The sequence below is a fragment of the Gardnerella bretellae genome (assembly GCF_048545135.1).
Taxonomy (GTDB): domain Bacteria; phylum Actinomycetota; class Actinomycetes; order Actinomycetales; family Bifidobacteriaceae; genus Bifidobacterium; species Bifidobacterium greenwoodii.
This window is the reverse complement of sequence record NZ_JBKQXU010000004.1, coordinates 158711-182718: the sequence shown is the minus strand read 5'-3', so window position 1 is coordinate 182718 and position 24008 is coordinate 158711. Positions and strand designations below refer to the sequence as shown.

General features: G+C 44.4%; 19 protein-coding genes. 18 read left to right on the top strand and 1 reads right to left on the bottom strand.

Going from position 1 to position 24008, the window contains the following annotated elements:
• Nucleotides 1-9 precede the first annotated feature (9 nt).
• The 9 genes from ACJV7B_RS04765 (at nucleotide 10) to pyrE (ending at nucleotide 10618) form a co-directional block, all read left to right on the top strand.
• On the top strand, nucleotides 10-3210 hold the full coding sequence (locus ACJV7B_RS04765) for a bifunctional [glutamine synthetase] adenylyltransferase/[glutamine synthetase]-adenylyl-L-tyrosine phosphorylase (RefSeq protein ID WP_419389089.1): 3201 nt from the start codon (nucleotides 10-12) through the stop codon (nucleotides 3208-3210).
• A 95-nt stretch (nucleotides 3211-3305) separates the two neighbouring features.
• On the top strand, nucleotides 3306-3539 hold the full coding sequence (locus tag ACJV7B_RS04760; RefSeq protein WP_004106418.1) for a hypothetical protein: 234 nt from the start codon (nucleotides 3306-3308) through the stop codon (nucleotides 3537-3539).
• Nucleotides 3539-3871: a type II toxin-antitoxin system RelE/ParE family toxin gene (locus tag ACJV7B_RS04755; RefSeq protein WP_410313455.1), complete on the top strand. Its 333-nt coding sequence runs from the start codon at nucleotides 3539-3541 to the stop codon at nucleotides 3869-3871. The genes ACJV7B_RS04760 and ACJV7B_RS04755 overlap by 1 nt, the downstream gene beginning before the upstream one ends.
• Before the next feature lie 138 nt (nucleotides 3872-4009).
• Nucleotides 4010-5278 (top strand): aspartate carbamoyltransferase, encoded by a 1269-nt coding sequence (gene pyrB / locus ACJV7B_RS04750; RefSeq protein WP_410313454.1) that lies wholly within the window; start codon nucleotides 4010-4012, stop codon nucleotides 5276-5278.
• A 59-nt stretch (nucleotides 5279-5337) separates the two neighbouring features.
• Nucleotides 5338-6750, top strand: coding sequence for a dihydroorotase (locus ACJV7B_RS04745; protein WP_419389088.1), 1413 nt, complete (start codon nucleotides 5338-5340; stop codon nucleotides 6748-6750).
• A 34-nt stretch (nucleotides 6751-6784) separates the two neighbouring features.
• Complete coding sequence (pyrF, locus tag ACJV7B_RS04740; RefSeq protein ID WP_119521723.1) at nucleotides 6785-7828, top strand: orotidine-5'-phosphate decarboxylase; 1044 nt, start codon at nucleotides 6785-6787, stop codon at nucleotides 7826-7828.
• Between the two features lie 114 nt (nucleotides 7829-7942).
• The gene (locus tag ACJV7B_RS04735; RefSeq protein WP_419389087.1) at nucleotides 7943-8839 is read left to right on the top strand and encodes a dihydroorotate dehydrogenase electron transfer subunit; all 897 of its coding nucleotides are present in this window, start codon (nucleotides 7943-7945) and stop codon (nucleotides 8837-8839) included.
• A gap of 4 nt (nucleotides 8840-8843) precedes the next feature.
• Complete coding sequence (locus ACJV7B_RS04730) at nucleotides 8844-9863, top strand: dihydroorotate dehydrogenase (RefSeq protein ID WP_419389086.1); 1020 nt, start codon at nucleotides 8844-8846, stop codon at nucleotides 9861-9863.
• Nucleotides 9864-9925: 62 nt separating this feature from the next.
• Nucleotides 9926-10618 (top strand): orotate phosphoribosyltransferase, encoded by a 693-nt coding sequence (gene pyrE / locus ACJV7B_RS04725; protein WP_004127153.1) that lies wholly within the window; start codon nucleotides 9926-9928, stop codon nucleotides 10616-10618.
• Between the two features lie 89 nt (nucleotides 10619-10707).
• Here the strand turns inward: pyrE and ACJV7B_RS04720 are convergent, their stop codons facing one another.
• On the bottom strand, nucleotides 10708-13266 hold the full coding sequence (locus ACJV7B_RS04720) for a BspA family leucine-rich repeat surface protein (RefSeq protein ID WP_419389085.1): 2559 nt from the start codon (nucleotides 13264-13266) through the stop codon (nucleotides 10708-10710).
• Nucleotides 13267-13463: 197 nt separating this feature from the next.
• Here ACJV7B_RS04720 and ACJV7B_RS04715 point away from each other — a divergent pair, with 197 nt between their 5' ends.
• The 9 genes from ACJV7B_RS04715 (at nucleotide 13464) to metK (ending at nucleotide 23950) form a co-directional block, all read left to right on the top strand.
• On the top strand, nucleotides 13464-14414 hold the full coding sequence (locus ACJV7B_RS04715; RefSeq protein WP_004135241.1) for a hypothetical protein: 951 nt from the start codon (nucleotides 13464-13466) through the stop codon (nucleotides 14412-14414).
• Nucleotides 14415-14541: 127 nt separating this feature from the next.
• Entirely contained in the window at nucleotides 14542-15105 is a 564-nt protein-coding gene (efp, locus tag ACJV7B_RS04710; RefSeq protein WP_004111770.1) for an elongation factor P, read from the top strand.
• A gap of 166 nt (nucleotides 15106-15271) precedes the next feature.
• The gene (gene nusB / locus ACJV7B_RS04705; RefSeq protein ID WP_004137428.1) at nucleotides 15272-15754 is read left to right on the top strand and encodes a transcription antitermination factor NusB; all 483 of its coding nucleotides are present in this window, start codon (nucleotides 15272-15274) and stop codon (nucleotides 15752-15754) included.
• Nucleotides 15755-15976: 222 nt separating this feature from the next.
• On the top strand, nucleotides 15977-17188 hold the full coding sequence (gene carA, locus ACJV7B_RS04700) for a glutamine-hydrolyzing carbamoyl-phosphate synthase small subunit (RefSeq protein WP_004137426.1): 1212 nt from the start codon (nucleotides 15977-15979) through the stop codon (nucleotides 17186-17188).
• A 51-nt stretch (nucleotides 17189-17239) separates the two neighbouring features.
• Complete coding sequence (carB, locus tag ACJV7B_RS04695; protein WP_419389084.1) at nucleotides 17240-20620, top strand: carbamoyl-phosphate synthase large subunit; 3381 nt, start codon at nucleotides 17240-17242, stop codon at nucleotides 20618-20620.
• Nucleotides 20621-20638: 18 nt separating this feature from the next.
• Nucleotides 20639-21550: an orotidine-5'-phosphate decarboxylase gene (pyrF, locus tag ACJV7B_RS04690; protein WP_419389083.1), complete on the top strand. Its 912-nt coding sequence runs from the start codon at nucleotides 20639-20641 to the stop codon at nucleotides 21548-21550.
• A 16-nt stretch (nucleotides 21551-21566) separates the two neighbouring features.
• Nucleotides 21567-22184 (top strand): guanylate kinase, encoded by a 618-nt coding sequence (gmk, locus tag ACJV7B_RS04685; protein ID WP_004135231.1) that lies wholly within the window; start codon nucleotides 21567-21569, stop codon nucleotides 22182-22184.
• Between the two features lie 116 nt (nucleotides 22185-22300).
• The gene (gene rpoZ / locus ACJV7B_RS04680) at nucleotides 22301-22585 is read left to right on the top strand and encodes a DNA-directed RNA polymerase subunit omega (protein WP_004135230.1); all 285 of its coding nucleotides are present in this window, start codon (nucleotides 22301-22303) and stop codon (nucleotides 22583-22585) included.
• Nucleotides 22586-22729: 144 nt separating this feature from the next.
• Complete coding sequence (gene metK, locus ACJV7B_RS04675; RefSeq protein ID WP_419389082.1) at nucleotides 22730-23950, top strand: methionine adenosyltransferase; 1221 nt, start codon at nucleotides 22730-22732, stop codon at nucleotides 23948-23950.
• Nucleotides 23951-24008 lie beyond the last annotated feature (58 nt).

The following is a 24008-nucleotide window of genomic DNA, read 5'->3' as shown; positions in this document are numbered from 1 at the left end:
AGTTGCGGTATGGAAAGCGCGAACAGAACAGATATTGCAACTGCTGAAACCAACTGCAACGAAAGTAGCACAACCTCTTGCGCACTCACTTCCAGAAGTCTTATTAGAGCCGGCTTTGCTCGCCCAGATTTTGCGCGCGAAGCTATTGTAAATATTTGCGAAAATTGCATGAATCATGCTATTGGTCCGCAGCAATTTCTTGAATACGTGAGCCGCCCTGCAGACCCGGATGCTTCTTTAGTTGCGCTTCAAAATATTGTGCAGGCGCAGCCGCAAACTATTGCTGATATTGCTTCAATGTCTACAATATCGTCTATGAATTGTCCGCTTGCTTCGCTTATGCAAGTGCTTGGTGCTTCTAGCGCTATGGGAATGTTTATGCGCACGCATCCGAATCTTATTATGGCTGCGGCAAGTGACCCGGATCATCTTTTTTCTATGACGCGTGATGAGCGTTGTGCTGATTTGCTTTGCGCAATTCAAGCTTACAAGGCTACGGTGGTTTCTTCGGAAAATAACGCTTCTAACACGATTTACTTGACTTCTCTTGGCTTTGCTCAAGCTGTTTCTGCTCTTCGTGCGCGCTACCGTGAGCATGTTGCTGCTATTATGGCGGCTGATTTAGCGAGCGCTGACCCTGTTGAAGTGCAGCCGGATATTAGCCGTAAGCTTTCCGATGCGGCGGATGCTGTTTTGGAGGCTGCTTTAGCGGTTGCTCGCGGCCAGGTTACTGGTTCTTCCGCGTGCAGGTTTGCGATTATTGCTATGGGTAAGCTTGGTGCGCAAGAAATTAACTATGTTTCCGATATTGATTTGATTTATGTTGTTGAGCCTGCGGATTCTGGAAATAAGCAGAATCAGGATGCTGCTTTGCGCGTTGGTGCGTCTATTGCAATGGTTTTGCAAAAAGTGTGTCAGTCAACGGTTGTTGGCTCTTTGGAGCCGCCTCTTTGGCAGATTGATACTGCGCTTCGCCCGGAAGGTAAGGATGGGCCTCTTGTTCGAAGCCTTGAATCTCACCGTGAATACTATGAGAAGTGGGCGAGTAGCTGGGAGTTTCAGGCGCTTTTGAAGTCGCGTCCTGCTGCGGGGGATGCGGATCTTGGAAAAGCTTATCGTGCTATGGTTGAGCCTCTTATTTGGAAGGCTTCGGGCCGTGAGCATTTTGTGGCGGACTGTCAGCATATGCGTCAGCGAGTGGAGTCGCTTATTCCGGCTTCGCAGCGCGATTTAGACATGAAGCTTGGCCGCGGTGGTTTGCGTGACGTTGAGTTTACTGTGCAAATGCTGCAGCTTGTGCACGGAAGTGAGGATGAGTCGCTTCGAGTAAGGGATACTATTTCTGCTTTGCAGGCGTTGGCTCAAGGCGGCTACGTTTCTAGGTCTCAGGCGGCGCTTTTAGCGGAACACTACCGTTTTGAGCGTGTTCTTGAGCATCGTCAGCAAATGTGGAACATGCATCGCACGCATTTGTTCCCTGATTTGGGTGCGCAGGGTAATGGCGGTTTGGATCGTGCGCGCACAATTTCTACTGAGCAGCTTAATAATAATGATCAGATTCGTCGTCTTGCGCGTGCTGTGCGGCTGCGCCCGGAAGAGTTGGTTGAGCGTTTTGATAAAGCTCGCCGCGAAATTCGCAATTTGCATAAAGATATTTACTACCGTCCTATGCTTCCGATTAATGCTCAAACGGATGCGGATCCTATTGTGCTTTCTCCGGAGGCTGCTCGCGCGCGTTTTGCTTCTATTGGTTTTGCGGATGCTGCCGCCGCGCAGTTGCATGTTGAAGCACTTACGGAAGGGCTTTCTAGGGCTGCTAAAATTCACAGGATTCTTCTTCCAGCTGTGTTGAAGTGGCTTGGCGACGGGCAGAATCCGGATATGGGTTTGCTTGCGTGGAGGCGTCTTGCGGAGCGTTTTGGCGGTAAGAATACGTATCTTGGTTTTTTGCGTGATTCTCCTTCCGCGGCTCAGCGTCTTTGTCACGTTTTGGCGGATTCGCGCTACTTGGGCGACGCTATGATGCAGTCGATGCAGTCTATTACTTGGCTTGGTGACGATGAGGCGTTATCTGCGCGAGATAGAGCAAGTCTTGACATGCAAACTAGCGCAATGGTTGCTCGTTATGCTAGTAATATTGCGGATTTTGCGCAGTCTTTGCGCGCGCTTCGCCGGCAGGAAATTGAGCGCGTTGCTTTAGCTTGGATGTGTGGTCTTATTGACGACGATACTTCTATGCGCGCTATGAGTGACGTTTTTGACGCTGTTTTAGACGCGGCTTTGTGCTGGTCTATGCGCGAGGCTGTTTTGCGAATGAATTTTAGCGCTCCTCAAGCCGAAATTGCGATTATTGCGCTCGGCCGCTACGGCGGTAGGGAAGTAAACTTCTGCTCGGACGCGGACATTATGGTAGTTTATAAGCCGGTTGGTGAAGATTGCGATTTGGATGCAGCTCACCGTTTTGCGCAAACAACTGTAGATATTTTGCGCAATATTTTGCAAGGTTCTCTTACTCTTGAGCCAAAAATTATGGTTGATTTGGATCTGCGTCCGGAAGGAAAAGACGGCCCGCTTGTGCGCAGCTTAGAGTCTTGCGAAAAGTATTATCGTCAATGGGCTAGTACTTGGGAGCATCAAGCTTTGCTTCGAGCGCGTTTTGCTGCAGGTTCTAAAGAGTTGGCGGATACGCTACTTGATGGCGTTGTGAACGATTTGCGTTATGCTGCAAATCCTCTTAGTGAATCGCAACTTGCTGAAATTCGTAAGCTTAAAGCGCGTATGGAAGCGGAGCGTTTGCCTAGGGGAGTAAGTCGAGATAGGCATTTGAAGCTTGGCCGCGGCGGTTTAAGTGATGTTGAGTGGACTGTTCAGCTTTTGCAATTGCAATACGCTGGAACTTACGAGTCTTTGCGCGTGGTTGGTACGATGCAAGCTTTGAAAGCGTTGCAATCTGAGCATTTGATTGAGGATGAGGATGCTCAAATTTTGGAGCGCTGCTGGCATATGTGTTCCGCTGTGCGCAACGCGAACTTTTTGTGGTCTGGGTCAATGTCTCGCGCGGATGTGATTCCAACAGACTCGTATTCTTTGGGTGGAATTGCAACTTATCTTGGCTACGAGCCTAACCAGGGCCGCGTTTTTGAAAACGATCTTTTAGCAACCATGCGTCAGTGCCGAGAAATCATGTCTCATCTTTTCTACGGTCGCTAGGCGTTATGGCGTAATTGCGTCATCTTAGTACGATTTGCGTTTATTGTTGCATTCTCTGCTTTAGGTTATAATTACAGGATGGGAGGTGATTTTTAATGAAAAATGCAGTAATAAGTAATGATGTAAAAGAAAGAGCTAATTCTTCAGTTTTTTATGCTGATGTTTCTGCACCTATAAAACAAGCAGTCAGTAGTGAAAATTTAGAAGAAAATGACGAATTATTATCTACTGATTTTGCTGCAAAACTTATGCATAGTTATAAGCAGTCAGTTTCTGGTTTAGCACGCCCATATGCGGATGTTTTTGCTGAGTTAGAAAAGGGCTTGTAATGAGTTCTTTTAATATTCTTGTTACTCAAGATGCAGAAAATGATTTAAAAAATATAAGAGACTATATTGCATCTAATATCTCTAAGAAAACTTCCGTAAGAATTATTCATCTTATTAAATCTAGTATTGAAAGACTGTCTCTTTTTCCTCAGTTCGCACCTGCAGTCAAGTATGAACCTTGGAATTCACTTGGCGTGCGTCGTATAGTTGTAAAGAATTTTCTTGTTTATTACAGAGTTGTTTTAGAAGAAAATACAGTTTATATTTTGAAGGTTACTTATGGTAAACGTAATCAACAAACTGTATTGGAACAAATAGATTTATTGGATTAAATACTTATTAAATGTTTCATAATAAGTTATAGTTCTTCGCCACTCCGCATATAGATTCGTCAACGCTAATCAGTAAAATTGCGTAGGTCGCGTGTGATTGCGGCCGTCTTGCCAACTGACGAAAGGTAAGCGATATTTATGACGAACGCAATGAACGCTTCTAGTTCTTCTAATTCATCTAGTTCTTCTAATTCTTTGCATCAGACTTTTTCTCGCAGCACAATTGCAAATTCTCTAACAGGCAAAAGTGTTGTTACATTAGATGATATTTCAACTGCGCAAATACGAATGCTTTTAGACAAAGCGCGATACATTGATTCGCACCGTAAAGAAGTGGCTCACACTTGCGATGGCAGAGTGTTGGCCACTCTTTTTTATGAGCCGAGCACGCGCACTCGCTTAAGCTTCGAAACAGCAATGCTGCGTCTGGGCGGAAAAGTAATCGGTTTTGCAGGCGCGCAACTTTCTAGCGCAAGCAAGGGTGAAACTGTAAACGATACTTTGAAAGTCGTGTCGAATTATGTTGATGTTGTTGCAATGCGTCACCCAAAGGAGGGTGCTGCTTTTGTTGCAACGCAAGCTGTGAGCACGCCTATTATTAACGCTGGCGACGGCGGTCACATGCATCCTACGCAAACTCTTGCAGACTTGGCTACTATTCTTGCGCGATTCGGTAGACTTAATAATCTCACTGTCGGCTTGTGCGGCGACTTAACGTATGGTCGCACAGTTCACTCGCTTATTGAAACTTTGTGCCGCTTTGGAAACGTTCATTTTGTGCTGATTAGCCCGGATGAGCTTAAAACTCCGCAGTACGTAATCGACCGCATTAACGACACTCCTTCTTGCACTTACGAAGAAACTCGCGACTTGATGGAAGTTATTGGCAACTTGGATGTGCTTTACATGACTCGCGTGCAAGAAGAGCGTTTTACGGATCGTGAGCAATATTTGCGACTTCGCGACACGTATATTTTGACGGAAGAAAAGTTGCAGAAAGCAAAGTCGCATATGCCTGTGCTGCATCCGCTTCCGCGAATTAATGAGATTGCTGTTGATGTTGACGACGATCCGCGCGCAGCATACTTTGAGCAGGTTAAAAACGGTATGCTTATGCGCATGGCTTTGGAAAGTTCTGTTCTTGGCGACGAGCTTTGCGGCTACGAGCCAACTGATTTTGTGAACGTTCCAGAAGACGAGCTGCAATCGGTTGACGCGCACGGAATTTCCTTGGCGGATCCTCGCGTGCATGTAACAGACGTGAATGCGCCTGAAAATCTTACTTGCCCGAATCCGCGCTGCATAACAAACAGTGAACTAACTCTTAAACGCAAGTTCTACAAGGCTGATTCCGTAAGACACGAGTATCGTTGCATGTATTGTGACGAAGAGGCAGAAAGTAAGTAAAATTTTAAGCAAAACTTACGCAAAACTTACGCAATAAACTTACGCAAAACGGGAGTGATATGAACGAAGCTGGCACCTTAACTTTGCGCAATATCTCCGTGTGGGATACTGGCGAGCGAATTGATCTTATTGTTGATGGCGTTCGTCAGGATGCGCTTATAGAAGGCAATGCGCGCATTTCTGGCGATATTGATGCAAGCGACTTGGTTGTTGCTCCTGGTTTTGCTGATCCGCACGTGCATTTTAGGGATCCGGGTCAAACTGAAAAAGAAACTATGATGACCGGCGCAGATTCTGCGGCGTCAGGCGGCTATACGCAAGTTTTGATTATGCCGAATACGATTCCTGCTCTTGACGGCGAGCCTTGGGAAGATGCTCCATTTGATGTAGAAAACGTAGTTGACTATTTGCAGCGTTACGGCTGCATTTACGGCGTAAAATTGCCGGTTCGCTACGATTTAAGCGTATGTGCATCATTGGGGCGCGAGGGCTTAAAACCAAGCAATATTGAGCTTTGGAAAAAGTATGTTGCAGGAATTGAAGACGCAGAAAAAACGTCTCCAATGAAAAAGCATCCAATTACTGCCATAAGCGACGATGGTGCTGCAGTTCCTGAGCCGATTTTGCGAGATGTTTTAGCTATGGCAAAGAAAACTGGTTTGCCTTTTGTTGAGCATTGCGAGCATCATACTACGGGAGCAGTAAACGATGGGCCGGTTGCAAAAATGCTTGGCGTTGGCGGAATCCCAGCTTCAACCGAGCTTGCAATTGTTCAGCGAGATATTGACGCTGCTAAAGAAACTGGGGTGCACGTGCATTTTCAGCATGTGAGCACGGCGGCAGCTTTTGAAGCGATTCGTAAAGCGAAAAAAGCGGGCTTGCCAATTACTTGCGAAACGGCTCCTCACTACTTGGCTTTGTGCGACGAGGACGTGCTGAAGTACGGTTCGATGGCAAAAATGAATCCGCCGCTTCGTTCTAAAGCGGATCGTCAAGCAACTCTTGCCGCTATTGCAGATGGCACAATTGACATGATTGCAACAGATCACGCGCCTCACACTGCGGAAGAAAAATCTGGCGATTTTGCAAAAACTCCTAACGGAATTATTGGGCTTGAGTGCGCGTACGGCGTGTGCCGCAAAGTTTTGGTTGATGCAGGATACACGGATGACAAGCATTTAATCGAATTAATGGCAGTAAATCCAATGCAATTAATGAGCAGAAGACCTACGGATATTGCGGCTTTGCTTAACGTTTCTTCGAAATGTGCAAACAAGCGTACGTTGCGCTTAAATGTTACTGAGCATCCTGAAAACGTTGATTTAGTGCTGATTAATATGCGAGAAAAGTGGGTGGTTGACGCAAATTCCTTCCATTCAAAAGCTCGAAACACTCCTTTTGACGGCTGGCAGCTTACAGGCAGGCCGGTTGCGACGATTATTGGTTCGGAAATTGCGTTCTCAAGACTGTGATTGATTAAATATAAATTTGGAATGGTAGTAAATTATGGACGAACTTATTGAGGCGATTGCAGCCAAGCAAAATCCTAGCGTCGTGGGCTTGGACCCTAAACCGGGTATTGTACCTAAAGAAGTTATTAGCGCTCTTGCAGACGAAGTTTTACAAGAAGTAGAAGGCGAAGAAGCGCTGCCAACGCTTTTAGCTACGGCTTATTTTGAGTTTAATCGTGCGATTATTGACGCGGTTGCGGATTTTGTGCCTGCTGTAAAGCCGCAAATCGCAATGTACGAAGCACTAGGATCTGCCGGAATGGATACGTACGCAATGACTTGCGAATACGCAAAATCGCGTGGGCTAATCGTAATAGGAGACGCTAAGCGCGGAGATATTGGCTCTACAGCTGGTCAATATGCGGCTCATTTAAGCGGTTTTGCTAATCTTTCTGCATATTTTGAAGACGAAAGTGCTACTGGTAACGCACTGCCTCAATCTATTAAAAATCTTCTAAAAAGCTCTAAAAATCTGGACGTTTGGCATGAAGATTCGCTTACAGTAAACCCTTATATGGGTTCGGATGGTGTGAAGCCTTTTATTGATGAAGCAGTTTCGCATAATAAAAGCATTTTTGTGCTGCTTCGCACTTCGAATCCTTCTAGCAAAGAGCTGCAGGAGCTTATTTTGCAAGATGGCAAGCCAGTGTATGAGCATATGGCGGATTTGATTGAAAACTGGGGTGCTTCAAGCATTGGCAAGCACGGTTATTCCAAGGTTGGTGCTGTTGTGGGAGCTACGCATCCGCAGGAGGGCAAGCGTTTGCGCGAACTTATGCCGCACACTTTCTTCCTAGTTCCGGGCTACGGTGCTCAAGGTGGCACGGCTCAAGATGTTGCTGGAATGTTCGATCAAAATGGTGATGGAGCTATTGTAAACTCTTCTCGCGGCATTATTGGCGCGTGGCGAAAGTCTGAAGATTACGCTAAAAATCAAGGAAATATGTCTCTCGATAATATTCTTGATATTGTGTGCGAATCTGCAGCTGTTGCTGCTAAAAATATGCGAGACGACTTGCGCAATGCAGTATACCGTTAGAATGTATAACTAAAATAAATATAACTAAAAATATAACTAAAACTTAAAAATAAAAAATAGAAAAATAACCAAGACGCAACGGCACAAAACACATACAAGGGTAGGGGAAACCACATGAGTGATGGCATGTTTATTCCAACGCGAAAAGCCTATGGAAACGCCATAGTTACGTTACGTGAAGACGCTTTTGACTCTTCCGGCTCAACTTGTGAGTATGAAAGTAAAAGCGCAAAATATTCGCGTCTTTGGGGGCGCAGGTCTGTAGAAGTGCTTAATAACGAGCAGCTTGACGAAGGCGTGTACCGTTTGACTTTGCGAGATGCGGAGATTGCGAAAAAAGCTACTCCTGCGCAGTTTGTGAACTTGTATTCCCCTGACCCAACTGCTATGCTCCCGCGTCCTTTTGGAGTTGCAAGCGTTGAGGGAGATACTTTTACGCTTATTTTTGCGGTTGTTGGCAAGGGTACGGAAGTTTTTTCGCATCTTCGCTCTGGAGATAAAGTTGACGCATTAGGTCCTTTGGGATTGGGCTTTAATATTGACGCACCTGCGCATTACGTGCTAGTTAGTGGCGGATTGGGTGTGCCGCCTTTAATGTTCGCAGCTCAGGCTTTGGGTGAGCGCAAGGATTCTAGCGTAACGGCAGTTCTTGGCTACCGTAGTAAGCGTTTTGCAGACGACTTAATGAAGGAATATATTTCAGACGTGCACAGTATTACGAATGCTGAAGGAACTGTTATTACGCTTCTTGACGAGCTTGAAAAAGTTAATCATTTTGATTTCGACGACGATTTGCCAACTGTTATTTTGTCTTGCGGACCATTACCAATGATGAAAGCTGTGGCTCACTGGGCGCATGAGCGCGATGTGCAATGCCAGCTGAGTCTTGAGGCGCGTATGGGATGCGGTTATGGAACTTGCGTTGCTTGCGTGGTTGACACTTTGGAAGGCAGGCTGAAAGTTTGCAACGACGGTCCTGTTTTTGATGCGAATCGTTTGGGTTGGGAGTAAAATCATGAGTTCTGTAAATAATTCTGTAAATAGCGTAAATGCCGAAAATAATTCTGAAAATAACGCAAATTCTGCAACAAATTTCGCTGAAACTTTCGGTTTCGACACAAGCCACGTGTGGAAGCACCCAACTCAAGTTGCAGGAGTTAAGTGGAAGAACATGGTTGGAACCGCTTCCGGAACCTTCCAGCTCGCAGCATGCAGGCGCTTTTACGACGTGAGTCAACTTGGTGCAATCTGCACTAAAGGCGTTTCCCCTGTTCCTTGGGAAGGAAATCCTTCTCCGCGTACTGCAGAATCTCCTTCCGGAATGGTAAACGCAGTCGGCTTGCAAAATCCTGGAGTTGACCACTATTTAGTAGACGAGCTGCCGAAATTAAAGTCTATGGGAGTGCTTGTTATTACTAATGTTGCAGGCCACAGTGACGACGATTATGCGCAAGTTGTTGAAAAGCTCGCTGATTCTGCGGCCGACATGCTTGAAATTAACGTTAGTTGCCCGAACGTAACTCACGGCGGAATGAGCGTTGGTACGGATCCGGTTGCATTGCACCGCTTAATTACGCGTCTTCGCGCAATGACAGATAAGCCAATGATCGTAAAAATGACGCCAAACGTGACGGATATTGTGTCGATTTGTAAAGCTGCGGTTGATGCTGGAGCGGACGCTTTAAGCATGATTAATACGCTAGTTGGTTTGCGAATTGATATTCGAACCGGCGAGCCGATTATTGCAAACCGAACGGGCGGCGTTTCTGGTCCTGCTATTTTCCCGATTGGACTTGGATTCGTGTGGCGAGTTCGCCAAGCTATGCCAGATATTCCAATTATTGGCATTGGTGGCATTGATTCTGGCGAAAAAGCTTTGGAATACTTGTATGCTGGAGCGAATGCTGTAGAAGTTGGTGCTGCCGCTTTGGTGGACCCTACTGCTCCGATTCGCATTGCTCGCGAGCTTGACGATTTGCTTGATTCGCGTCCAAAGCTTGCGTCTTTGCTTGCTGAAGGCAAAACTTGGCGCTGAGATTAAGAAAGTAAGCGTATTTAGAAAGTATTTAAAAAATATTTTAAGAAAGAGAGCTAATTATGGCAGAATTAGACGAGCGTTTTACAAAGTTTTTGCTTGATTCAGGTGCGCTTAAATTCGGTGACTTTACGCTGAAATCTGGTCGCAAATCGCCTTATTTTATTAACGCTGGCGCTTTTGACGACGGCATGAAAATCGCAAATCTAGGCGCATACTACGCTCAGCGCGTAATTGCAGGAATCGAAGACGGCAAACTTCCGAAAAATATCGACACTGTTTTCGGCCCTGCTTATAAGGGCATTCCGCTGGCAGTTTCTACAGCAATGGCTTTAACAAATAATCACAATATGCCAGTCGGCTTTACTTTCGACCGCAAAGAGCGTAAAGATCACGGCGACGGCGGAATTATGGTTGGAAAACCGTTAAAAGACGGCATGAAAGTTCTGCTTGTTGACGATGTGATGACTGCTGGAACTGCAGTTCGCGAAACTTTGCCGAAGCTTAAAGCGGAAGCAAAGGTGGAAGTCGTTGGCTTGATTTTGGCAGTAGATAGAATGGAGCGCACAAAAGACAGCGAGCTTTCAGCAGTAAAAGCAGTAGAGCAAGAATTCGGATTCCCAGTTTTGCCGATTGCAAACGTGCGCGAAATTTTCGCCGCAGCTGAGCGTATTAAAGGCGACGACGGAAATCCTGTAATGAGTGAGGAATTAGCTTCGCGCGCTGCTAAATATCTTCTTCAATATGGCGCTTAATAAATATCTAAAAATCTTAGAGTTTTCCGCAAAATGTTGTAAAACGTGTCGTGTAGAACAACATTTTGCGGAAGATTATTGCAAATGTTTTAGTTTTTCTTTAAAACAAAGGTCACAATTCCAGCAATTGCAGAACCAAATACAACTAATATAGCAATCGCTAATACATTCGTATTCTTGTTTGAAGAGGCTGATTTTGCGATAGAGTTATTATTTTTTAGTGCGCCCTTCTTTTTATTTACGCTTTTACTTGAATCATCATCTTTAGAATTGTTTTCTTTAGAATCATTGCTTTGCAAATCTTTGGAATCAGCCTTATTGCTGCTCGAGTTGCTGCTTGGCTCGGTATGCTTCTTATTTGTTGCAGTTTTTTTGGTGATTTCTGCTTTGTAAGAAGTATCTTGATTTTCTTGTTGCGATTGAGCTGATTCTGCAGTCTTAGTTTCTGCAGTCTTAGCTTCCGCAATTTTAGATGGTTCTGCAGAATATGCTTTTGCAGCAGCGCTAGCTTGATAATAACGGCTATAGTTATAGTCATTTTGATTGAACGAAGCTAATAGTCTATATAACTTGAGCAAACTGTAATCAGAATCAGAATCCGAATTAGAATCCGAATTAGAATCCGAATTAGAATTCGAGTCAGAATCCAACTCAGATCCCAAAGATTCATCTGCACTAGGCTCAACAACGTTTGAATTTTCCGTTTGAGTACTTTGAGTTTTAACAGTTGTTTTAACAGTCAAATTAAAATCTTTACTGAAATCAAGATTGCTTAAATCTGTGTTAAAAACAGAGTTGCCATTATTCCAATCTGTAATCACTTCATCTTTTAATCCGAGCATTGCAGCTAAAGTTGTATTTGCTGCGTTTGTATCTAGATTATGGAAGTCAACTATTTTGTTGTCTGCATCTTGGCAATTAACAATTGCATCAACAAAATTATTCTTTCCATTTGTATTAACCAAGCAACTAATACTAGCATCACCGTGCTCTATTGCGGCCATAAAGTATCCGCGTAAGAATCTTCTAGGAGCCTTATTATCGCTTGATTTTGCGTTATTTTTTATTAATTCTTCTGCACTATTTGAGAATCCACCTTTTTTAATACGAAGATTTCCACCTTGTGCGCTTGCTTCTTTCCAAATGTCAGTAAGTGCCGAAAGATTTGTTTGCTTAAGGTCAACTCCAGATGGAATAGTAATATCATCGATTTTGCTGCCGCCAAACATGTTTTTAACACCTTGGTTTAATGAACCAGTTTGAATATTAAGAGCTTGCGTTAAATCCCACTTAGAAATATCTAGCGAAGTTATAGAAGAGTTTGCAAACATATCGTTCATATCTGTTGCGCTAGAAGTGTTCCATTTTTCGATTCCCGGTATTTGCATTAAATTAAGAGTATTTGAAAATACTTTTCCCATATTCCAAATGTTTTTTGTATCCCAATTTTCTAAGCCAGTTATCTTTTTAACGCCACTGTTTTCAAAAAGACCAACAATATTTCCAACATAAGAAGTTTTCCATTTTCCAAGATTAGCTTCTTTAAGCGCGGTTGTTCCAGTAAACATTCTGCCAATGTCGTTAGTATTGCTAATATCCCAGTTTTCAAGCGCTTTAATGTCTTCTAGCTTGTTGGCGTTCATAAACATTCTTCCCATTGAAGAAAGATTGTTGTTTGTAAACACTTCTAGGCCTTCGGTAGTTGTTAATCCACTTTCTTCAAACATTCCAGTTGCTTCATCGCAGTAGGTGTTGTCCCAAGTAATTCCCTTAACGTTTGAAAGGTTATGTGCTTGGTAGAACATGTTGTTCATATGATGAACATTGCGCGTTTTAAAGTTTCTAATGCCGTCTGCAGATTCGATTGCGCTACCTTCGAACATGCTAGTCATGTCGGTAACGTTGTTAGTGTTCCACTTTTCGTCTAATCCGTGAACTGTGTGCAAATTTTTTGTGTTTCTAAACATTAGCTGCATGTTTTCAACGTTGCTAACGTCCCAGTTAGATATTGGATTTATGCTGATTATTCCGCTATCTTCAAACAGGCTGCTCATATCTGTTACGCGGCTTGTATCCCAGTCTTTAGTTCCATTAATGTTTTTTAGCTTAGGAGTTGAAGAAAACATTCCAGACATATCTTCTACATTAGAAGTGTCAAATAAATCCAAATTGTTTATTGTTTCTAGATTTGCAAAGTTTGAAAATAGATTGCTAGCGCCATTGCCGAGTTGTATTTTTCCAGCATTTTCAGTTTGATCGCCTGATTGAACAATATTTATGACTTTGACTTTAGATGTATCAAAATTTACGACATCTGGATTATTTTTATTAGATGAAATTATCTTTTCAATTGAGTTGGATGCAAAATCTGTTCCGTTAATTTTTGATATTTCAAGAGTGTTAGTGGATTCATTAAACTTCCACTTTAGTCCAGTAGGAGTTGGGTCAAAGAATCCCTGATATTTTGCTTCATGCCAAGTGTTTAGTGTGTTTTCTTTGTTTTCTTTGTTTTCTGGATTAGTCGCAACAGATTCTTTTTGCTGCGTTAACCCTGTGTTTAATTCTTCGCTAGCAATGGCTTGATGAACTGGTATTAATGAGCAAATCATTGCTGCGCATGCGCAAGATGCGAATATATGTTTCTTCATGGTTTTCCTTCTGGGTTAAATCATGTGTATGTTCGTTTTTGTTCGAACGTGTTCATTATATAGACGCATGTAAACAAAAAAGGAAGTTATGTTAGTTTATGTTCTTTTTTTGTAAAAATAATTATAAATTAATGTTTTGTAATGATGCTTTTATATGTGATTGAAAAATATCAAAAGATTGTAATAATCTCTATAACATGGAAGGCAATGATAATCGATATCAAGATACTAGCGATTTGGATTCTTTTAATAATCCTGCTCAGTATGAGCAAGAAAATATTTTTGGATCTTCTAATGATGATTCAAACAACTCCTTGTTAAGCGATAAAAAGGCTATTGCTGTTATTGTTTGTGTATCTCTTATATCAATCGGAGTTGTTGCTGGATTATGGTTTGCATTATTTGCTAATAACTCTAAGCCTAATCTAAAAGCAAGTGAGCCTTCTAAAATTTGCATTCAATTGCGCAAAAAAGTAATCGATGCTAAAGAAGAGCTTAAAAAAATTGTATCAAGTCAAGATGTTAAAGATGCTTCTAATATAAAAGCTGCTGATTTTGATGAAGATTTTGATGCCACTAAAGACGCTGCAGATGATTTTGAGTCTTCTCTAAGCTACGCTAATGATGACTTAAATGATGATATTCCAGTATGCCCACTTGGCGCGGATTCTTACGATTCTACAACAGTTGAAAATAAGCTTTCAGACACATTGGATGCTTTGCGTAAAGATGCTAATTCTGTTAAAACGCATGCAAAGAATTTACTAAAAACTAGCAGAACTGCTTTTGGTGATCAATTATTAAATCTTGTTAAAAAAGCTAGAGAACTTGTAGAAAAAGCGAAAAATTTGCCTATTTTAGCTGCTGCTTCTAAAAGTCTAGAAAATGCTATTAATGATGCTGGCAATGCTCTTGCTAAAAGCAGCAATAATTATCAAGAGTTAAAGCAAGCTTATCAAAAAATAAAAGCTGTTATAAGCAAGTACGAAGATAGAATTAAAAAAGTGAGCGATAGATTTTTAAGTAGAGATGGCAATGGGTATCCTTTTGATGCTCCACATCCTAAGGATGATCAAGGTGGCTATATTCCAATGGGTCGTAGTCAAAACTCAGAGTCTTCGGAACAAAACGATCAGAGTAACAAATAATTGCGTTAAATGCGGTTGTTATTTTAGTTGTTATTTTAATTAGTTGACGCTTTGTGGCATAATAAGCAAGGTTTATTTCTTAAGCCGCGAAAATTGCGGCTTTATTAGCGAAAGAAACGGGTAACTCGTGGCACAGACTACCAATGATATTAAGAATGGATCGGTTTTGAACCTTGATGGTCAGCTTTGGACCGTCGTTAAGTTCCAGCACGTTAAGCCAGGCAAGGGTCCTGCTTTTGTGCGTACCACCATTAAGAACGTGCTCTCGGGCAAGATTGTCGACAAGACTTTTAACGCCGGCATGAAGATGGAGTTCGAGACCGTTGATAATCGTACTTTGCAATACTCCTACGAAGATGGCGACAACTTCGTCTTTATGGATATGACCACTTACGACCAGGTTTATATTCCTAAGGTTTTGGTTGGTGAGCAGAGCAAGTATTTGCTTGAAGGCACCGACTGCATCGTAAGCTTCCATGACGGCACTCCTTTGAGCGTTGAGCTTCCAGCTTCCGTAATTTTGACCATTACGCACACTGAGCCAGGCTTGCAAGGCAACCGTTCTAACGCTGGCACTAAGCCTGCAACCGTGGAAACCGGTGCTGAAATCCAGGTTCCACTCTTCGTGGGTGAAGGCGAAAAGGTGAAGGTTGACACTCGTGACGGCTCTTACCTTGGTCGCGAAAACTAAAGAATTAATTATCTAATTAAAAAATTAGTTATCTAATTAAATTAGCTATTTATTTCTAAATAATTTTTATAGTGTGACCCGGTGGCGATTATTCGTTACTGGGTCGCGTAATTTTTAATACAACTTTATTAAGTAATTTTTATACGTTACACAGAAGGGCGCTATTATGGCACGTTCCACTGCTCGTAAGAGGGCTTTGAATACGCTTTATGAGGCGGATGAAAAGAATCAGCCTATTCTTTCTTTGCTAGAGGAGCGCGTTAAAGAGCCTGGCGCTCAAACTCCACTTCCAGAGTACGCTATTGAGATTGTTCGAGGCGTAGGAGAGCGACGCAACAGAATCGACAAGACGCTTAACCGTTACTCAACCGGCTGGAAAGTTGGAAGAATGGCTGTTATTGACCGCAATATTTTGCGCATTGCGGTGTGGGAAATGCTTCTTAACGAGGAAATTCCAGACAAGGTTGCGATTGACGAGGCGATTGCGCTCGCGAAAATGTATAGCGATGAGGAAGCTATTGCGTTTATTCACGGGCTTTTGAGCGCGATTATGGCAGATAAAGACGCTTGCTTAGCAAAGTTTAATGGCGAAGCTTCTACTGAAGACGCTGCTACTGAAGAGTCTACGGAAGAAGCTGCTGCCGAGTAATAAGCTTTGCAGTTGTGCTCTGAAGCTATTACGTTAAACCAAGCCCTCCAAATGTGAGATACTTTTCTCGTGTTTGGAGGGTTTTGGGTTGTGTTTTGCTCCAAACGTGGGGAACTTGTCTCGCGTTTGGAGCGCTCAAGCAGGTCGCCGCGCCGGCGCGTCGCCCGTCCGCCAACCTGAGTAAACTTGCCACGAATATCCTAAAGCCATAAGGGGGTTAAGGTGGATTACAACGACACCTTCGCCGGATTCGGCAGTGATGATGCAGTATTGGTGTTGGAGGATGGTCAGGTTTACGTTGGTAAGCCTTTTGGTGCGCAAGGTTCTACGCGCGCCGAGATTGTGTTCTCCACGGGCATGACTGGTTATCAAGAAACGTTAACTGATCCAAGTTATGATCAACAAATCGTAGTTCAAACATTCCCACACATAGGTAATACGGGAATGAATCACGAAGATCCTGAATCTAATCGCATTTGGGTTGCGGGTTACGTGGTTAAGGAGCCAAGCCCAGTAGTTAGCAATTGGCGCGCTGAAGGTTCCTTGGAAGACGATTTACAAAAGCAAGGTATCGTTGGCATTAGTGGTATTGATACTCGAAAGCTGGTACGTCATTTACGCTCGGTAGGCGTTATGCGTGCCGGCATTTTTTCTAATAGGGCCCTGGTTGATTCGTCAACCGGGGCTTTTCGTACCGTCGCTTCCTTCGTTGACGAAATTAAGCAGACTCCTCAAATGCAGGGCTTGCGTTTAACGGATGAAGTCAGTACTAAAGAAACGTATACGATTGAGCCTTGCGGAGATTTTGAAGGAAAAGATCCGCTTTACACGGTTGTAGCAGTCGACTTTGGTATTAAATCTATGACCCCTCACCGTTTGGCTGAGCGCGGCTGCCGCGTGCATGTTGTAAGCTCCTCAATAAGCTTCGAATCGCTGCAGGCTCTTAACGCAGACGGCGTATTCTTCTCGAATGGTCCTGGAGACCCTGGCCAAGCAAATCGCGAGGTTGAGCTTTTGCGTAAAGTTTTGGACGCAGGATATCCGTTCTTTGGCATCTGCTTTGGAAACCAGTTGCTTGGTCGCGCTCTAGGATTTGGCACTTACAAGCTAAAGTTTGGCCACCGTGGCATTAACCAGCCTGTAAAAGACGTTACAACCGGAAAAGTGGAAGTTACGGCTCACAATCACGGCTTCGCAGTGGACGCTCCTCTTGACGGACCTGTTCAATCTCCTTACGAAAACGGCCACTTTGGTCGCGTGCTAGTTTCCCATATTGACTTGAACGACAATGTTGTAGAAGGCTTGCAATGCCTTGATATTCCAGCGTTCTCTGTGCAATATCATCCGGAAGCTGCAGCAGGTCCGCACGACGCTTCCTATCTGTTTGACCGCTTTGTGCAATTGATGCGCGAAAACGCTCGAAAAAGCAAGTAATACTCGAAAAAGCAAGTAAGATTTTAATATTTACGGAAAGAGAAGTTTACTATGCCAAAACGTACTGATATTAAGTCGGTTATGGTAATTGGTTCCGGCCCGATTGTTATTGGTCAGGCTGCAGAATTTGATTATTCTGGAACGCAGGCTTGCCGAGTTCTTCGCGAAGAAGGCATTCGCGTAATTTTGGTTAATTCCAACCCGGCTACGATTATGACCGATCCGGAGCTTGCGGACGCAACTTATATTGAGCCAATTGACACTTCGATTTTGGAGCGAATTATTGCGAAGGAGCGTCCGGATGCGCTTCTTCCAACGCTTGGTGGTCAAACTGCGCTTAATGCTGCAATGGATTTGGGTCGTGCAGGAATCCTCGAAAAATACAATGTTGAGCTTATTGGTGCTTCTTTGGAAGCAATCGACCGCGGCGAAGACCGTGAGCTTTTCAAAAAAGTCGTTGAAAAAGCTGGAGCGGAAAGCGCAAAATCCTTTATTGCTCACTCAATCGAAGAAGTAGACAAAATTGTTGAAACTTTAGGATACCCGGTAGTAGTACGCCCAAGCTTTACAATGGGCGGCCTCGGCTCTGGCATTGCTCACAATGAGGAAGAGCTTCACCGAATTGCAGGAGCCGGCATTCACTATTCTCCAACAGACGAAGTGCTTATTGAAGAAGGCATTGAAGGCTGGAAGGAATTTGAGCTTGAGCTTATGCGCGACGCAAAAGATAACGTCGTAGTTGTTTGCCCAATCGAAAACGTTGATCCTGTAGGCGTTCACACCGGCGACTCAATTACCGTAGCTCCATGCTTTACTCTTACAGACCGCGAATATCAGAAGATGCGCGATATTGGTATCGCTATTATTCGAGGCGTAGGCGTTGACACAGGCGGCTGCAATATTCAGTTTGCAATCAACCCTCAAACCGGTCGCATTATCGTAATTGAAATGAACCCGCGTGTATCTCGATCTTCCGCGCTCGCATCTAAAGCAACCGGCTTCCCAATCGCAAAAATCGCAACGAAACTTGCTCTCGGCTACACTTTGGACGAAATTCAAAACGATATTACGCGTTCAACTCCTGCAAGCTTCGAGCCAACAATCGACTATGTTGTAACGAAGATTCCGCGTTTTGCTTTCGAAAAGTTCCCAGGAGCAGACACCACGCTTACAACTTCTATGAAGTCGGTTGGCGAAGCAATGGCTTTGGCTGGAAACTTCCAAGAATCCCTTGGAAAAGCAATGCGCTCAATCGACAAGCGTCACGCATGCTTTAGCTGGGACGGCGAGCGCCCAAGCAAGGAAGAAGTGATCAAGCTTCTTGAAGAAATGCACACTCCAACAGAGCATCGCTACTTGCAAATTCAGCGTGCGCTTTGGGGTGGGGCAACGCCGGAGCAGATTTTTGCAGCAACAAAAATCGACCCTTGGTTTGTTGAGCAGCTGGCTCAAATTAACGAGACTGCGCTCGCAGTTCGTGAAGCTGAAACTTTAACTCCTAAGGTTTTGAAGCGTGCTAAGCTTGCTGGTCTTTCGGACGTTCAAATTGCGCATTTGCGTAATCTTGGCGACGAGGGCGAAAACATGGTTCGTGAGCTTCGTTGGGCTTACGGTTTGCGCCCTGTTTATAAGACTGTTGATACTTGCGCAGCCGAGTTCGACGCAGCAACTCCGTACTACTATTCTTGCTATGCTGACGAAAGCGAGTTGAAGAAGCGCGATCGCGAAGCTGTGATTATTCTTGGTTCTGGCCCGAACCGAATCGGCCAGGGTATTGAGTTTGATTACACTTGCGTTCACGCTGTTCAGGAATTGGGCAAGGATTACGACACCATTATGGTTAATTGCAATCCTGAAACAGTTTCTACAGATTACGATATGTCTGACCGCCTTTACTTTGAGCCGCTTACTTTCGAAGATGTTCTTGAAATTTACGAAGCAGAAAAGAAGCTTGGTCCTGTTAAGGGCGTGATTGTGCAGCTTGGTGGTCAAACGCCGCTTTCGCTTGCTGCTCGTCTTAAAGCTGCAGGAGTTCCAATTTTGGGAACAACTCCTGAGGCTATTGATTTGGCGGAAAATCGCGAGCTTTTTGGTGAGGTTCTTCGTCAAGAAGGCATGAATGCTCCGCGTTACGGCACAGCGTTAAGTCTTGAGGAAGCAAAAGATGCGGCTCACGCAATTGGCTACCCGGTTCTTGTGCGACCAAGCTATGTGCTCGGTGGTCGTGGCATGGAGATTGTGTACGACGACGCTCAGCTCGCAAAGTATGTTGAGCGCGCTTTGGATGAGGCTCGTGCAGACACGGTTGTTTCTGGCAGATTACCTTCGCCGCTTTTGATTGATAAGTTCCTGCAAGACGCTATTGAAATCGACGTTGACGCGCTTTACGACGGTAATGAGCTTTATATTGGTGGCATTATGGAGCATGTTGAGGAAGCTGGCGTGCACTCTGGTGACGCTGCTTGCACTCTTCCTCCTAGCACTCTTTCGGATGATCAGATTCATCGCCTTCGCGAAGGCACGCTTTCGATTGCTCGTGGCTGCTCTGTTCGTGGTCTTATTAACGTTCAGTATGCTTTTATGGCAAACACTTTGTACGTAATCGAGGCAAATCCTCGAGCTTCTCGTACTGTTCCGTTTGCTTCTAAGGCAACGGGCGTTGCTCTTGCTAAAGCTGCTGCTCGAATTATGGCCGGTGAAACAATCGCCCAGCAGCGTAAGCGCGGACTTCTTCTTCCAAAGGGAGACGGTGGTGATATTCACCCAGGTCAGCAGGTTGCTATTAAAGCTTCCGTGCTTCCGTTTAAGCGTTTCCGCACTCCTGTTGGACGCACGGTTGATATTTTGCTCGGCCCAGAGATGCGTTCAACCGGCGAAGTTATGGGCTTCGACCGCGACTTCCCGCACGCTTTTGCTAAGAGTCAGCTTGCAGCATACAAGGGCGGTTTGCCAACCAGTGGCAACGTGTTTGTGTCTGTAAGCGATGCGGATAAGCGTCAGCTTCCGCTTCTTGCAGTGCGCTTAGTAGAACTTGGTTTTACTATTTGGGCTACGGAAGGTACTGCTTCTGTGCTTCGACGCTACGGCATTGATTCGGTAATCGTAGATAAGCTTTCTAGTCAAGGCGACACGGCGAAAGATGTGTCAAATGGCAGGAATGTTCACGAAAGAATCGGCAAAAATGTTGTGGAGCTTATCGAGAATGGTAAGATTGACATGGTACTAAATACACCGAATTCAAGAGGGTCTCGCACGGACGGCTATGCTATTCGCGCAGCAGCTGTTGCAGCAGATCTTCCGCAATTCACAACTATTACCGAATTTGCGCCAGTATTAATGGCTATTGAGGCTGTTAAGAACAACGATTATCAGGTGATGAGCATTCAAGAGCATGCTCAACAACTGTTTGCAATTGAACAGGCAGAAAGTTAAGAAAGTCGGGCTTAATACATGACCGAGAGCATTCGTGATCAAGAATTACAAGCGCAGCGATCCGATTTTGGCTTGCGTTTGAAGAACGCTATGGCCAAGTATGGTCCGCTATGCGTTGGTATTGATCCTCATCGCAAAATGTTGCTTAATTGGGGATACAACATGGATGCTCTCGGAGCTGAGCTGTTTTCAATGCGCATGCTTCAGGCTATGAACGGCAGGGCAGCGGCAGTAAAATTCCAGTCCAGCATGTTTGAGCGCTACGGTTCTAAAGGTTTCGCAGCGCTTGAACGTGTGCTTTATGCGGCTCGTCAAATGGATGTTATTACGATTGTTGACAGCGGTCATGGTGGATTGTCTACTACGATTTCTGCGCTTGCGGACGCATATTTTAAGCCTGGTGCTCCTCTTCTTGCTGACGCTATTACGCTTCTTCCGTATTACGGTGCTAGCTCAATGGGCGGATTGATTAACGAAGCGCTTAATAACGGTCGCGGCGTTTTTATTGCGTCGCTAACTTCTAACCGCGAAGGCGCAAGCTTGCAAACTGCAATCCGCCAAAATGGAACTTACCGCGGAACTACAGTAGCTCACGGAATTGCTCAAACAGCTCAAAGTTTTAACAATAAAACTAAGGGCTTGGGCTCAGTCGGCTTAATTGTTGGCGCTACTATTGGCGACTGGATGAACGGCGGCGGAATTGACGTAGCAAGCTTTACTGGCCCAATTCTTTCCCCAGGCTACGGCTGGCAGGGTGCTGAAGCTAACGACTTAAAGCGTGTTTTTGCCGGTACGCATGGTAATGTGTTGGTAACTGTTTCTCGTTCTATTGCGTCTCATGGGCCAAGTATTGGCGAACTGTCTGCCGCAACAGAGCGAATAGCGTGGGATATTCGTCAGGCTCTTATTGATTCAGACGAACGTGCGTAATTGAGAGGTGATGGAAATGTCTACCAAAGATGATTCGGCTGCTTCTGAGTCTTCACAGACTAAGCGTCGCCTAATCGTATTAACTGGTCCTACTGCAGCCGGTAAAGGTACGGTAGAAGGCGTACTTCGTGAAAAGCATCCTCATATTTGGTTGTCTGTTTCTGCAACTACGCGCGCGCCTAGACCGGGTGAGTTTAACGGTATTCAATACTGGTTCTTAGATGAGGAAGAGTTTGAGCGGCGTAAACGCAATGGAGAATTTTTAGAAACTGCTCTTGTTCACGGCATGGCACATTACGGCACTTTGCTGCAGCCTGTTTTGGAACATCTTGAGCAGGATATTCCAACTTTGCTGGAAATTGATTTGCAAGGCGCTAGGCGAGTAAAGCAAGAGGCTTCTAGGCTTGGTTTGGAAGTTGTGTACGTGTTTATTGCGCCTCCAAGTTTTGAAGAGCTTAAGCGCCGTCTTATTGGCAGAGGCACTGAAACCCCTGAGCAGCAGGCAAAACGTTTGGAAACCGCAAAGGTTGAGATTGCTGCAGCCAGCGAGTTTGATGTTGTTATTGTAAACGACAATGCTGAGCGAGCGGCGGACGAACTTTGGAACGTTATTGCTCGCGAATACGAGCTATAAATAGCTTATAAATAGCTTATAAAGAAGTTATAAATAGAACTTACCGCAATATCCAATCTATAGCCTATAATAGGCGTTTTGGAACTATTGTGGAACCATAGAATTTGGAGAATATTATGGCATTGGGCACTCAGCCAACACCTACGGGTCTTGCGAATCCACCAATTGATGATCTTATGCAACATGCGGATTCCAAGTATGCGCTTGCCTTATTTGCTGCAAAACGAGCACGTCAAATTAATTCTTATTTCACGCAGCTTAACGAAGGTTTGCTTCAAAATGTTGGCCCACTAGTTGAGTATAAAAATCAAGAAAAACCTTTGTCTATTGCTTTCCGTGAGATTAATAGAGGCTTGCTTGAAGAGACGCTTGGTGAAGACGATTTAAGCGAAGGCAATTAATTTATTTATTAGTTAAGTGATAAAGCTTATACTTATTGCTCTAGCGTCTTTTTATGCGCATAATCGCAGTCGTATCATCTGTGCTTGAAACTCGGATGTGCGGCTGCGTTTTTCACTTTACGAGTATTTGTATTGGAGGGGATTGTGGAAGAACTTAAGTTAATTTCTGCAGAATCTGTTACTGAAGGTCATCCGGATAAGTTGTGCGATCAGATTGCTGACGCTATTTTGGACGATATGCTTCGTCAAGATCCTCACGCTCACGTTGCCGTAGAAGTTTGCGCTTCTGTAGGCCAATTTGTGGTGTTTGGTGAAGTGAGGGGCGAAGTTTATAGCGATATTCCAGGAATTTTGCGCTCTGTGGTTCGTAATGTTGGGTATACGAGTTCCACTATTGGTCTTGACGCTGATTCTTGCGGAGTTATGGTTTCTTTAACCGAGCAGAGTGATGAAATTAATCAAGGCGTTACTCGCTTGGATGCAAAGAGCGAAAGTGCTGCTTCTCGCGAGGAGCGTTATGCTGCTCAAGGTGCTGGAGATCAAGGTGTTATGTTTGGCTACGCAAGTGACGAAACTGACACTTTAATGCCGCTTCCAATTTATCTTGCTCACCGTTTAGCACAAAGGCTTTCTAAAGTTCGAAAAGATGGTATCGTTGCGCATTTGCGTCCAGATGGAAAAACTCAGGTTACTATTGAGTACGATTCCAAGGGTACGCCTAAGCGTTTGGATACTGTTTTAATTTCCACGCAGCACGATCCTGAAGTTTCCAGCGATTGGCTTAAGTTACAGCTTGTTGAGCATGTTGTTAAGCCTGTGTTGGACGAAGTTCTTGCTCAAAAAGTTGCGCACGATTCATACCGTATGCTTGTGAACCCTACTGGCTCTTTTGTTTTGGGCGGTCCTGCTGCAGATTCTGGTTTGACTGGTCGAAAAATTATTGTTGACACTTATGGTGGTGCGGCGCATCATGGCGGCGGAGCTTTTTCTGGAAAAGATCCAAGTAAAGTTGATCGTTCCGCAGCTTATGCCGCGCGTTGGGTTGCTAAGAATATTGTTGCAGCTGGTCTTGCTCATAGGGCAGAAGTGCAGGTTGCTTACGCTATTGGTATTGCGGATCCTGTAAGCGTAAACGTTGAGACTTTTGGTACTGAAGCTGACGGTATTACGCGTGCTGATATTGCTCGCGCTGTTCGTGAAGTATTCGATTTGCGTCCGGCTGCAATTATTGACGAGCTTAATTTGCTTCGCCCAATTTACGCTAAAACCGCGGCTTATGGCCACTTTGGTCGCACAGATGTTAAGTTCCCTTGGGAAGAAACGAATAGAACTGATCAGCTTCTAGCCGCATTAAATCTTAAGTAGAATCTTAAGTAGAATCTAATTTAGAATCTAAAAAGCTAAAAGTACGAGCTAAAAGTAG